Origin of the sequence: Bacillus sp. ISL-18, assembly GCF_018613415.1 — a bacterium.
In the GTDB taxonomy this organism is placed as follows: Bacteria; Bacillota; Bacilli; order Bacillales; family Cytobacillaceae; genus Neobacillus.
In genome coordinates this window covers 638,180-650,393 of record NZ_JAGGQG010000002.1, presented here as the reverse complement: position 1 = coordinate 650,393, position 12,214 = coordinate 638,180, and the positions used below count along the sequence as shown (strand labels likewise).

General features: G+C 39.7%; 12 protein-coding genes. 1 reads left to right on the top strand and 11 read right to left on the bottom strand.

Annotation, left to right across the window (positions count from 1 at the left end):
• Window positions 1-276: 276 nt before the first annotated feature.
• From J7E81_RS03280 to J7E81_RS03235, 10 genes are all read right to left on the bottom strand, one after another.
• Window positions 277-2,511 (bottom strand): penicillin-binding protein, encoded by a 2,235-nt coding sequence (locus J7E81_RS03280; RefSeq protein WP_215040698.1) that lies wholly within the window; start codon window positions 2,509-2,511, stop codon window positions 277-279.
• On the bottom strand, window positions 2,508-2,867 hold the full coding sequence (ftsL, locus tag J7E81_RS03275; protein WP_215040697.1) for a cell division protein FtsL: 360 nt from the start codon (window positions 2,865-2,867) through the stop codon (window positions 2,508-2,510). The genes J7E81_RS03280 and ftsL overlap by 4 nt, the downstream gene beginning before the upstream one ends.
• 88 nt (window positions 2,868-2,955) lie before the next feature.
• On the bottom strand, window positions 2,956-3,888 hold the full coding sequence (gene rsmH / locus J7E81_RS03270; RefSeq protein WP_215040696.1) for a 16S rRNA (cytosine(1402)-N(4))-methyltransferase RsmH: 933 nt from the start codon (window positions 3,886-3,888) through the stop codon (window positions 2,956-2,958).
• Window positions 3,889-3,952: 64 nt separating this feature from the next.
• On the bottom strand, window positions 3,953-4,384 hold the full coding sequence (mraZ, locus tag J7E81_RS03265; RefSeq protein WP_215040695.1) for a division/cell wall cluster transcriptional repressor MraZ: 432 nt from the start codon (window positions 4,382-4,384) through the stop codon (window positions 3,953-3,955).
• 158 nt (window positions 4,385-4,542) lie between these two features.
• A complete protein-coding gene (gene bshC / locus J7E81_RS03260; protein ID WP_215040694.1) occupies window positions 4,543-6,177 on the bottom strand; it encodes a bacillithiol biosynthesis cysteine-adding enzyme BshC in 1,635 nt (544 codons plus the stop codon).
• Window positions 6,178-6,262: 85 nt separating this feature from the next.
• Window positions 6,263-6,658, bottom strand: coding sequence for a DUF3397 domain-containing protein (locus tag J7E81_RS03255; protein WP_215040693.1), 396 nt, complete (start codon window positions 6,656-6,658; stop codon window positions 6,263-6,265).
• A gap of 1 nt (window position 6,659) precedes the next feature.
• The gene (locus J7E81_RS03250; protein ID WP_215040692.1) at window positions 6,660-7,556 is read right to left on the bottom strand and encodes a 2-dehydropantoate 2-reductase; all 897 of its coding nucleotides are present in this window, start codon (window positions 7,554-7,556) and stop codon (window positions 6,660-6,662) included.
• Between the two features lie 125 nt (window positions 7,557-7,681).
• Window positions 7,682-9,247: an acyl-CoA carboxylase subunit beta gene (locus J7E81_RS03245; RefSeq protein WP_215040691.1), complete on the bottom strand. Its 1,566-nt coding sequence runs from the start codon at window positions 9,245-9,247 to the stop codon at window positions 7,682-7,684.
• A 1-nt stretch (window position 9,248) separates the two neighbouring features.
• Complete coding sequence (locus J7E81_RS03240; protein WP_215040690.1) at window positions 9,249-9,461, bottom strand: acetyl-CoA carboxylase biotin carboxyl carrier protein subunit; 213 nt, start codon at window positions 9,459-9,461, stop codon at window positions 9,249-9,251.
• Window positions 9,462-9,475: 14 nt separating this feature from the next.
• On the bottom strand, window positions 9,476-10,813 hold the full coding sequence (locus J7E81_RS03235) for an acetyl-CoA carboxylase biotin carboxylase subunit (RefSeq protein ID WP_215040689.1): 1,338 nt from the start codon (window positions 10,811-10,813) through the stop codon (window positions 9,476-9,478).
• Window positions 10,814-11,047: 234 nt separating this feature from the next.
• Between J7E81_RS03235 and J7E81_RS03230 the strand changes: the two genes are divergently transcribed.
• On the top strand, window positions 11,048-11,521 hold the full coding sequence (locus J7E81_RS03230; RefSeq protein WP_215040688.1) for an N-acetyltransferase: 474 nt from the start codon (window positions 11,048-11,050) through the stop codon (window positions 11,519-11,521).
• Between the two features lie 54 nt (window positions 11,522-11,575).
• On the opposite strand, the gene J7E81_RS03225 is transcribed toward J7E81_RS03230, so the two are convergent.
• A complete protein-coding gene (locus J7E81_RS03225) occupies window positions 11,576-12,205 on the bottom strand; it encodes an RsfA family transcriptional regulator (RefSeq protein WP_215040687.1) in 630 nt (209 codons plus the stop codon).
• Window positions 12,206-12,214: the final 9 nt, after the last annotated feature.

Below are 12,214 nucleotides of genomic sequence, written 5' to 3'. Positions count from 1 at the left end.
CTAAATAGAACGGGACAACCTTTGTAGTAAAGTAAAAGAAGGTGTCCCAAAAGTAAAACTTTTAGTGGCACCTTCTTTTTTATACATTAAACTAGTCTGTTGATTTCCACTCCAGGCGCTTCGCTTTCCGCGGGCGGTACGGGGAGCCTCCTCGTCGCTTCGCTCCTGCGGGGTCTCCCCTGCCCCGTACTCCCGCAGGAGTCTTCGCGCCTTCCGCTCCAATCAACAGAGTGTACAAAAATTATTCATCACAATCTTTTGGGTCAACCTCATTTACTAGTCTTGAACGGTTTGCTCACCATTAGATTGTTCATTTGCATCTTGATCCTTATTAGTGGTCGTTTGTTCTTCCGGGGTTTTTAATTCGATATTGAGGTATTCCCCGCTTTTTAAAGGTTCATCCGGCTTAATATTTTGATAGGTGACAAAGCCCTTGCCCTTGGAATTCAATTTTAAATTGGCCAGATTAGCAACCTTCATGACATCACGGAGCGACCAGCCGGCCATATCAGGTGCCGTCATTTTGCCGGAAGTTTTAATAATTACCTTTTCACCTTCTAAAATGGTGGTTCCAGCCTTAGGCAGCTGTTCAGTTACCTTTTTACCATTACCTAGTACAACCGTTTCAAATCCATCTGCTTTTAAACTTTTAACAGTATCCTGAACAGGCTCTCCCACCATTTTAGGCAGTTTATTAATCGACGCCACTTCAACCTTGGAGGGTTGGATATTTAAATAATTTAGACTACTTTTCATCACCGGATTAAAAATTTCAGAGACTGGAATCGCCCCCTGCCCCGCCTCAATCCCTTGAAGCTCAGGCTGTTGTACGGCTACATAAACAATTAGTTTCGGGTCATCTTTTGGTGCCATCCCTAAGAAGGAAAAGACGTAATTATTCACACCTGATAAATATTTACCATTAGGCCCAGGAATGTTAGCTGTCCCTGTCTTACCAGCAACACTATAACCGTCAATTTTGTAACGTGCTCCTGTGCCTTTAGGCGAGGTCACAACCGTTTCTAGAATATCCCGCACCTCTTTAGCCGTCCCAGCCGAAATCGGTGTTGAAACGACTTTCGGTGAGGTTTTCTCGATCGTCTTTCCTGTATCGTGATCGACAATTTTCTTTACAACATGGGGCTGTAACATTTTTCCATCATTTGCAATTGCGGTTGCCGCTTGAATTTGTTGAATGGCGGTAATCGCCGTACCTTGTCCATAGGCTGTGGTGATTTTTTCAATTGGGTAGTGATATTGAATTTTTCCTGATGTCTCATTAGGAAGTTCAATTCCTGTCGGTTTATCAAAACCAAATTTGGTTAAATATTCCCTAAATCTCTCGAAACCTAACTTTTCTTTTGCTATTTTAGCAAACGCCACATTGGACGAGCGTTGAACTCCTTCTAGATAGGTAATCGATCCCCAGCCTGAATAATTGTGATCATGAATCGTTTGACTTTTTTCTGTTACTTTAAATGATCCAGATTGATACTTTTCATTTGGATTAAATACTCCCTCCTGAACAGCGGCTGCAAGAGTAAAGATTTTCATGGTTGAACCTGGTTCGTAGGATGTTTCAATCGCTTCATTATGCCAGCTATCCGTAATTCCTTCTTTTGTTTCCGGTTGAAATGACGGACGCTGGCCCATCGCTAAAATATCCCCTGTTTTAGGGTCTGCAACAATCGCAATTATCTTTTTTGGTTTATAATTCTTTACCACTTGATCCATCGCATCTTCTAGGAAGGTTTGAATCTTTTGATCAATCGTTAAATAAATATCATTACCATTTTGCGCTGCGGATATTTTTTCTTTACCGTCAGGCAGGATATATCCCCATAAGTCACTCTCATAGTTAATACTGCCATTTTTTCCTGTCAATTGTTTGTTAAAGGTTTTTTCAATTCCCATTTTCCCGACAGTTTTATAGGTTCCGTCATTTTCCTCAGTCCGGTCTACATAGCCGACTACATGCGAGGCGAAAATTCCATTTGGATAAAAGCGTTTTGAATCACGAGAAAAAGTAATACCAGGGAGTTTTAAGTTTTCAATTTTTTTCTTTGTATTGAAATCGATATCCCGGCCTTCCTTACCAAACTCTACTTGAAACTTTTTCTTCTTTTTCCCATTTGATAAGATACTATAAATCTCAGATTCATCTAATTTTATATATTTCGATAGTTCTTCTGCCGTTTTGTTAAGATTCACGACATGTTGCGGTTTTTTAGGATTGGTTGTCATCTTCTTATCTAAGATGGCAATGAGTTTATAGGAGGCTGTATCCTCAGCAACCGCTACGCCATTACGGTCGTAGATCATTCCCCTGTTAGCCTGCAAGGTTCCCTCGCGATTGTATTTCTGCTGTGCCTTGGCAGCAAGAGGCTGTCCATTTACTTCTCCTGTTATTTCAATTGAAAAATACCGGCAAATCAATACAAAAAAGAGCAGGCCGAATATCACAAACAATATCGCTGCTCCCACATTCATATATGGCTGTTTCCTATTCATTTCTGCTGCACGACCTTGATGTTATTTTCATCTTTTACTAAACCCATTTCCTTTGCTTTTGCGAATATTCGGTCATAAGAACTTAGTTCACTTACTTGAACCTTGAGATCCCCATTCACTTTTTCCTGTTCAGTTATCTTATCCTGAACAGATTGGAGGTCTTTGTTCGCTTCATAGATTTTGGATTGATTGGAGACAAGATGGATTGCCCCAAAACAAACCATTCCAGCAAAGACCACTCCAATGATTTTTTCCCCCGGAGTCAGCCAGGACTTTTTAATTTTTACTTGTCGTTTAATTTGAACGGATTGCTCGGCTTGTTGCTGTTCTAATACTTTCCTGGCAAGATTACTCAAATACTTCCCCTCCAGATTCTATCATCTAATCTTCGTTTTCTCCAAAAATGTCAGCTTTAGCGCACGGAAAACGTGCGCATATAAGTTTTTATAATTTTTCAGCAATCCGAAGTTTTGCTGATCGTGCCCGGTTGTTTTGCTCCAATTCTGCTTCAGATGGGAGAATCGGTTTACGCGAAACTAGTTTTAAAATAGGTTTATACTCATCTGGAATGATGGGTAGACCATGTGGTAATGGGGGTGTCTCACTTGCCTTTTTAAAGGCTGCCTTACAAATTCGATCCTCAAGGGAATGGAAGGTAATCACACTTATTCTCCCCTCAGGATTTAATAAGTCAATGGCTTGATTGAGAGACTGTTCAAATACAGCCAGTTCATCATTAACAGCGATTCTGACCGCTTGAAAAACTCGTTTGGCAGGATGTCCGCCCTTTCGTCTTGCAGGCGCTGGAATGGCGTCCTTAATTAACTCCACCAGCTCTCCAGTTGTCTCAACTGGCTTAATCGCTCTGGCACTTTCAATTTTTCGGGCGATTTGTTTGGAAAATTTCTCTTCCCCATAACGAAAAAAGATTCGAACGAGGTCTTCATATGACCAATGATTAATCACGTTGTATGCGGAGATATCAGCTTCATTATCCATTCTCATATCCAACGGGGCATCATGGTGGTAACTAAACCCCCGCTCCGGTGTATCGAGCTGCGGTGAAGAAACTCCCAAGTCATATAAAACTCCATCTACCTTTTCAATTCCACGGTTTTCAAGCTCTTCTTTTAAGTTTAAGAAATTACTTTTAATAATAATTAATTGATCACCGTATTCGGCTAATTTCTCTTTCGCATTAGCAATCGCTATTTCATCTTGGTCAAATGCATAGAGTCTTCCACCCGCGCCTAGTCGTGAAAGAATGAGAGAGCTGTGACCTGCCCCTCCCAGCGTACAATCTACATAGATGCCATCTGACTTAATATTTAATCCGTCAACAGCTTCATTTAATAACACAGTTGTATGTTCAAACATTTACGTACCTTCCTTTTCCAATCGAACGATATATATGAGTAATATATTAATATAACTTTTCCCATTATATATCAAAGCCAATCATATTTTCTGCTATTTCAGCAAAAGATTCTTCAGATTGTGTAAAATAATCCTCCCAAATCTGCTTGCTCCAGATTTCAATTCGATTGGAAACACCCAAAATAACACATTCTTTCTCTAATTTAGCATATTGCAATAGTGGTGCAGGGATATTAATTCTTCCTTGTTTATCCAGTTCACTTTCTGTCGCTCCGGAAAAGAAGAATCTAGTAAAAGCACGGGCATCTTTTTTTGTAAGCGGCAGGCCTTTTAATTTCTCTTCAATCAGCCCCCACTCAGAAACTGGGTAACCAAACAAACATTGATCCAATCCTCGCGTGATGATAAACATGTCACCAAGTTCATCACGGAATTTGGAGGGCACAATTAAACGGCCTTTTGTATCAATGCTGTGATGGTACTCACCCATGAACATACCCATTACCCCCACTTTCTATTAAAAATGTACCACAATCCCCCACTTTCCACCACCTATTTTTTAACTATTCGCCCCACTTTCAAAAAAATCCTTTTTTAGCCGCGATTTTTTAGAAAAAAAAAGAAAAACTCCACCGCTAAAGGTGGAGTTATAATTTATAGTTTTATGACCTTATGCCTGCCATCGAATTCGTAGCTGCCAGTCATAATATCTGCTATAAAGTGTGGACCATATTGGTTTAAATAATAAAAGATATTCCAAACCCGCTCTTGGGGGGAACCATCTGGCCGTAAAGCAAGATCCACACGAGCATATTTTTTTAAGATCGTATCGTGTCTTTGTTTTACGGACTCTTCAAGTTTCGATTGCATGAAACCAATCTCTTTTAACAAATAATCTTCATTTTTCTTGAGCATTGGCAAAAGACCACGGTCTAACTGCTCCGTTTTCGCCTCGATTAGTTTGTACTGCTTCAGTAACTGATCTGTTGTACTTGTAAATAACTGTTCAAGTTCTTGGTCTTTAATCGCTTCTAAAAACCTTTCTTTTTCCTGCTTAGTACCATTGCTTAACACATCACTCAGATTTAGATTTAATTCGGCTAAATCCGTTTCTATTGATCGATCTAAGAAGGTGATATTTAAACGCGGGACAATCGGCGGCATTTTTATATGAAAATGCTCAAACACAAGTTTTAATTCCGCCCAATAAGCGATTTCGCCTGGACCAGCAATAAAGGCAATGGTCGGGAAAAGCCATTCTTGCATTAAGGGACGTGTTACCACATTGTTGCTTAATACAGCAGGATTTTCATTTGCTAATGTAAGTAATTCCTCTTTTGAAAAGGAAATTGCCCCACTTTTACCCACAAAGCAATCGTTCTCACGATCAAACTCCAGCAGAATCCTCTCATTTAACCGTTGATGATAATAGAAGAGATTGGCGGCTTTCTCTGATGCATCAATCGCATTTGGAAATCCTTTCTTTTCTATTTGCTTTTGCTGCTCTAACAAAGAGAAAGTGATCACGTCGTGATGGTTAATCTGCTGCTCGAAAAAACCCTTTTGTAACTCACGAAATTCCTTGTTACCAGAGTCAACGATCAGCAGCCCATAATCCTTAAACAGTTCCATAATAAGGTTGGCAAAGAAATCAACAAAATTGATTGATTTTACTATTTGCTTTTCCGCAAATGCTAACAGTCCATTGGTGTATTCGGTTTCACCAAAATTTTTTATTAAGTTCTGGACCCATGACAGACAAATGTCTTTATCCAACCCAATATCAGATACCATTTTCTTTTGAAGGACCTTTTCAGGATACACCCATTTATCTGCCTTCTGCTCTGTTTGGACATACACATGATTAACTTCCTGAAAATCATGATCCTCTCCTGCAATCCAGAAAACAGGAATAACCGGAACACCAAGCTGTCTTTCTTTTTGTTCTGCCAGCTTTATAATCGAAATTACTTTATGTATAGAATAGAGGGGTCCTGTAAGGATTCCTGCCTGCTGACCGCCAATTACGACAAGACTATCAGGTTGTTTAAGTTTATTAATTGACTTCTTCACAGCTTCTGAAGAGGGAAAACTCTCCATAAAGCTCTCAATATGCTGAGCAACCTCGATGCGTGGAAATGGTCTATCGTTTAACTCAAGCATTCTTTTCTTATCTTCTTGGACGTCATTATAGCGATAATGAAAAAAAGGCTGGATTTCCATAGATTGTTCCAAATAATTCGATGCAAATCGATTTGTTGCCGGCAAAGAGAGATTTAAAATCTCCATCCATGTACTTCCTTTCTGTTACCATGATTCATTCTTAAACGAGTATACCATTATCATCCCTAATTAAAGAAAACTTTTGCTCTAATTAGGATGAAAAACTAAAGGTGATGGCTCGGGATACTAAACCATAAAAGGTAAGGACAAAATAGGCGAAAAAAAATAAGATAAAATTAAAACGCCAAAAACCTTTCCATACTCGTTTGACGATGATTTCCTCCTTAACCTTCCAATGAACGAAAACAAACACCATTGCGATTAAAAGCATTACTAGTATTATTAACCAAAAAAACGATTTTCCCCATAGAGTGACAATTAAAAAGTGAACGGAAATAATATACAAAATAGTTGTATAATCAAGAGCCCTATGCAGTGCTTTTTTTGTAGATTTTAATAATAGCTTTATTACAGTATAGACAAGAATGGTCCCTAAAACCGGTATCGCAAAGAATATGGTTAGAATAGACGAAAAAATAGTGCTCATGCTACCTCTCCCCTTGGCTTTCTTTTCCTTTAATAAGATAAAAAAGCGTTTCTAGTTGAGGAGATGTTATCCCTTTGCGGCAAGCTTCTTCAAGTAAATAACCTAAAATGGCGTCTATCTCTGTCTGTCGGTTAGCTTCTATATCTTTTAACATAGACGAACGATTATCCGCTGTTTGTTGACAAATCTTAATCACTTGTCCCCAATATTCTTCCGGATCCTGAAGGTTTAATATGGCAGTAATTTCACCGAATAGATTTTGTAATATCTTATAATAAAATGGATTATCAACTAGTACCCCATTTTTCACTTGAAGGATTGCCGTCAATGGATTAATCATGGCGTTGGCAATTAACTTTTTTTCCAGCATGGCAAAATATTCTTCTTGATAAGTCATCGGAAACACTTTAGATACGACACCCGTCAACCATTGCAAGAACTCAGAATCCCCCTTATAAACGGCTACGTTAGTCGTACCTGCACCATTGTGCCGAACAGTATAAAGATTCTCTCGAAGGGCTCCATGTTCCACTGAACCGACATACACATTCGTTCCCTTAAGATCGTTAAGCAGTTTTAAATGCCCCATCCCATTTTGTAAAAATAAAAGGTTTTCAGGCATTACCGGTATTTGTTTTAATCTCTCCAAAAATGAAAATAGCTGATATTGTTTTACCGCTATAATCGTTAACTCTTCTGACCCCTGCCAGTCCGTTATCGGAACTGCTTTAACCACGGCCACTGTTCTGTCCATCCTGTTAAGCAATGAGATTCCATGTAAATTTATTTCATTTGCTTGTTCCTGTGACCTTGTATATACAGTTACATCAAATACTCGGCTAAGGTAGGCAGCAAACAATAATCCAATCGACCCCGCTCCAATAATCCCAACCCTCATGGATGTTTACCCCTTTTTTTAAAATCTGCATTGTCATACTGCTTGCTAATATTCTATCAGATGATGCCATTTGTTAGTAGATACAAAAAAACCTTTTCGAATATCTGTCGAAAAGGTTCCATCTTTTATACAGGATAGACTGGATGTTTCCTGACACTAAAGGTAAGCTCTTTCGTTTCATAGTAAGCAAACCGCTGAATCAGAACCTCTCTTAGTTCGGAAGGCGCAACAATTTCATCGACAATTAACTCAGAAGCTAATTTATAAATGTCAATTTGCTCTTTATACTCTTTATGCTTTTCTTGGACAAAAGCGGTCCTTTCTTTTGGATCGGCAATGTCATTGATTTTATTAGAGTAAACGGCATTTACAGCAGCTTCAGGACCCATGACCGCTATTTGAGCAGTAGGTAAGGCAATGCAGCAGTCCGGCTCAAAGGCGGGACCTGCCATGGCATAAAGCCCTGCACCGTATGCCTTTCTCACAATAACGGAAATTTTGGGTACAGTGGCCGAACTCATTGCGGCAATTAACTTAGCGCCATGACGGATAATCCCGGCCCGTTCCACTTTTGTTCCAATCATAAAGCCAGGAACATCCGCTAAAAACAATAATGGGATATGAAAGGCATCGCAGAGCTGGATGAATTTGGCTGCTTTATCTGCAGAATCTACAAATAGCACGCCTCCTTTTACCTTAGGCTGATTGGCGATAATCCCTACGGCCCTGCCATCGATGCGAGCTAAACCAGTAATAATTTCCGGAGCGAATAGCTTCTTGATCTCATAGAAACTGCCATTGTCTACTAATTGCTCAATACATTCCAGCATATCAAATGGTGCATTTTGGTTTTCCGGAATAATCGTTTCTAAATCTCGGCCTTGTTTTGCTTGGATTCCCGTAATCTTTTTCGTTATTTCTTTAAAGCTGGCAGGAAAAAAGCTGAGGTATTTTTTTGCAGAGTCAATGGCTTCTTCCTCACTATAGGTGAGTATATCGCCACAGCCCGAGACCGTACAATGCATCCGGGCACCGCCCATTTCCTCGAGTGTTACTTTTTCCCCGATAACCTTTTCAGCCATCCTTGGCGAACCTAAATACATAGAAGCATTTTGGTCAACCATGATGACAATATCGCAAAAGGCGGGGATGTAGGCTCCACCAGCCGCAGAAGGGCCAAATAAAATACATACCTGTGGAATCATACCAGAAAGCTTTACTTGATTATAAAAGATTTTTCCAGCACCGCGCCGGTTTGGAAACATCTCGACTTGATCCGTGATTCTTGCCCCGGCTGAATCAACCAGATAAAATAACGGAACTTTTAATTTTTCAGCTGTTTCTTGGATTCGGATGATTTTCTCTACTGTCCGTGCTCCCCAAGAACCAGCTTTAATGGTCGAGTCATTTGCCATCACACAAACCGTCTGACCATTAATTTTACCAATTGCTGTTACCACACCATCAGCAGGCAGGTCACCGGCTTGGAAATTAGCAAATTTACCATCCTCTTCATATTTACCCTCATCAAATAATCGAGATAACCGCTCACGTACAAAAAGTTTCTGCTGCTCCTTAGCCTTTTCATGATATTTAGGCTGGCCGCCGGCTTCGATCCTTTTCCGATTATCGTTTAATTGATCAACTAACGTATTAATTGTCGTCACCCGTGCTCCCCCTTTTCTAAACATGCTATTCTAGTACCAGTAAGACATCCCCTTCATTTACAAAATCCCCGCTGTTTACCTTTACCTCTCGGACAACTCCCTCTATTCCGCTTTCAATCGGGATTTCCATTTTCATAGATTCTAACATGACAACTTCTTGCCCAGGATTTACTTTAGCTCCCGCTGCAACGAAAATGTTTAGGACTGTCCCCGCCATTGATGCTGTGATTTCCTTCATTTTGAATTCTCCCCTTATTTCACATGATTTTTATTTAAGAAATCGGTGGTATACTCTCCCTTTTGGAAAGAGTCAGAGTCTAAAATCGTTAAAAAAAGCGGCACATTTGTTTTAATGCCCTCAATTTTTATCTCTTTAAAAAAACGTTTGGCAGCAGCTAATGCTTTTTGTCGCGATTCCCCGTAAAAAATGCACTTGGCAATCAACGGGTCATAAAAAGGAGTTACTGTCCCGCCTTCACTATAACCGGAATCTATCCTGATCCCTTCTCCCACATCCCAATGAAGAGTGGTAATTTTTCCAGGAGAAGGTAAAAATCGGACAGGGTCTTCCGCATAAAGACGAAATTCAACTGCATGACCGTGCGATAAAATTTCAGCTTGCTGCAGCGGGAGCTTTTCACCGCGAGCAACTAAGATTTGCCACTTCACCAAATCAAGCCCTGTAATCATTTCCGTTACCGGATGCTCGACCTGTAAGCGTGTGTTCATTTCAAGGAAATAAAAGTTTTCCTCTTGATCAACAATAAACTCTACTGTTCCTGCGTTTGTATAGTTAACGGCACGAGCAGCTTTAATCGCTGTGTCAAACATCTTTTGCTTTACTTGTTCAGATAAAAAGGGCGATGGTGATTCTTCCACAACCTTTTGATGTCTTCTTTGAATGGAACAATCCCTTTCAAACAGGTGAATAATATTTCCAAGCCGATCACCGAAAACTTGAACTTCAATATGTCTGCTTTCTGTAATATATTTTTCGATAAAAACTTCATCAGAACCAAAATAAGTCATTGCTCTTTTCTTGGTAGATTCATATGACTTATTGAGCGCTTGCTCATTTTCACAAAGGACCATCCCGATTCCTCCCCCGCCGCCACTCGCCTTCAGCATAATCGGGTAACCAATGGTCTCCGCTAGACTGCATGCCTCTTCAATTGTTTTTAATCCATGGCTGCTTCCCGGTACTACCGGAACACCTGCATTCACCATTGTTTGACGGGAAGCAATTTTATCCCCCATTAACTCAATTGTTTTAGGCTCGGGTCCAATAAAAATCATTCCTGCCTTGATGGTCTCCTCCGCAAAAGCAGCGTTTTCCGATAGAAAACCATATCCAGGGTGGATCGCATCCACTTTTTCGTCACGGGCGATTTCCAAAATTTTGTCAACTCGCAAATAAGACTTGCTAACATGCGGTTCTCCGACACGTATTGCCTTAGTTGCTTCTTTTACAAAAGGCATATCCTGATCAGCTTCGGAATAAATAGCAATCGTTTCAATTCCCATCATCTGACAGGTTTTAATAATCCTAAGGGCAATTTCTCCGCGATTGGCAATTAAAATTTTTTGCACTTTTCTTCCCCTTTCATTCCCTTTTAACGCCTTCCATAACTGTTTCTACACGATTCAAGAAATTTCCTGCAAATTTTGTAAACGCTTCCGTAACTTAATTGAAGAATTTTTTATCTATTTGTTATATAATAATAGTAATCGATTTTGAATAATGCAAATTTTGATTCTCTTCATATTATTCAAGAGCATATAATTATATACAAGAACAAGATACCAACATTTAGGAGGCAGGCTATGGTGTACAAAGTGGAGAAATTAAAAATAAATTTTAAAACGTTGGAAGAGTTTAAAAAATTTAAAGAATACGGTCTTCAGGAATTATCGATGTTTGAAGATTTAGAAGCAAATATGATAGATAATAATAGTGAATCCCCTTTTTACGGAGTCTATTTCGGAGACAAACTAGTAGCAAGAATGAGTTTATATCAGATTGATGCAAAATTTGACCGTTATTTCTCCCCACCACAAAATTACCTAGAATTGTGGAAGCTTGAAGTTTTGCCTGACTATCAAGGAAAAGGATTTGGGAAAGCTTTAGTGGATTTTGCTAAAAGCTTTGGTCTGCCTATTAAGACAAATCCAAGAGTACAATCTAGTGGATTTTTTGAAAAATTGGGCTTCTCCAATGTAGAATATGAAATGGAACGTGACCGCGGCGAAAATCCACTTGTTTGGTATCCAGACGGCGTCGAAGCACAGCATCATTAAAAATAATGAACTAACCTTAAAATAGGAAAAAGCGGACGTGAAGTCCGCTTTTTCCTATTTTTCCACCCTTTCAAGGTTACCATTTTTGTCCATCTGAAACTTCACTTTTTGCTGGCGGTCCTCATCCTGCAAGACAACCATTTTTCGTGCTCTTTCCATGATCTCGATTAAAGAACGGTAATCCTCTTCAATGGCTTTTAGGTTTTTTGACAATCTTTCATTTTCGGCCGCTAAATAGTAAGTCTTCTTTTCTAACTCTTTGATTTTTTCGACCGACTTTTTCCTCTCTTCTTCAAAACCAGAAGAAGATTCTGCCTGTTTGTGAAGATTCTCTAAAAAATGAATGACAGCAGGAAATGTAACCTTGCCGACCTGCTCCACTGGAGGCGCCGACTGTATAGTTTCTACAGCCGCCAGCTCAATTTGATTCGTCTCCTCAATCAAGACATCTTGTTTCTTTAATTCTTTGCGTTGTTTCTTCGCCAGTTCAATCCCCGTTTTATATTGTTTTCTTACATATGAATTCCAACGAAACCCACATGCTGCCGAGGTACGTGTTAATTGTTTGCCAACTTCCTCAAATGCCTGGAGCTGTGTTCCGCCTTCACGGATATGCCTTAAAACCACTTCAGCAAGTAACAAATCCTCGTCTTGGGACCATGCATCTTGTCGAGTTGGTGACATTTGTTCATC

Excerpts from the sequence above, each read along its gene's own strand:
- J7E81_RS03255 (WP_215040693.1), bottom strand. The coding sequence starts at position 6,658 with ATGAGCACTATTTTTTCGTCTATTCTAACCATATTCTTTGCGATACCG.
- J7E81_RS03240 (WP_215040690.1), bottom strand. The coding sequence starts at position 9,461 with ATGAAGGAAATCACAGCATCAATGGCGGGGACAGTCCTAAACATTTTC.
- J7E81_RS03280 (WP_215040698.1), bottom strand. The coding sequence starts at position 2,511 with ATGAATAGGAAACAGCCATATATGAATGTGGGAGCAGCGATATTGTTT.
- J7E81_RS03230 (WP_215040688.1), top strand. The coding sequence starts at position 11,048 with ATGGTGTACAAAGTGGAGAAATTAAAAATAAATTTTAAAACGTTGGAA.
- J7E81_RS03225 (WP_215040687.1), bottom strand. The coding sequence starts at position 12,205 with ATGTCACCAACTCGACAAGATGCATGGTCCCAAGACGAGGATTTGTTA.
- bshC (WP_215040694.1), bottom strand. The coding sequence starts at position 6,177 with ATGGAGATTTTAAATCTCTCTTTGCCGGCAACAAATCGATTTGCATCG.
- J7E81_RS03250 (WP_215040692.1), bottom strand. The coding sequence starts at position 7,556 with ATGAGGGTTGGGATTATTGGAGCGGGGTCGATTGGATTATTGTTTGCT.
- mraZ (WP_215040695.1), bottom strand. The coding sequence starts at position 4,384 with ATGTTCATGGGTGAGTACCATCACAGCATTGATACAAAAGGCCGTTTA.
- J7E81_RS03245 (WP_215040691.1), bottom strand. The coding sequence starts at position 9,247 with ATGTTTAGAAAAGGGGGAGCACGGGTGACGACAATTAATACGTTAGTT.
- rsmH (WP_215040696.1), bottom strand. The coding sequence starts at position 3,888 with ATGTTTGAACATACAACTGTGTTATTAAATGAAGCTGTTGACGGATTA.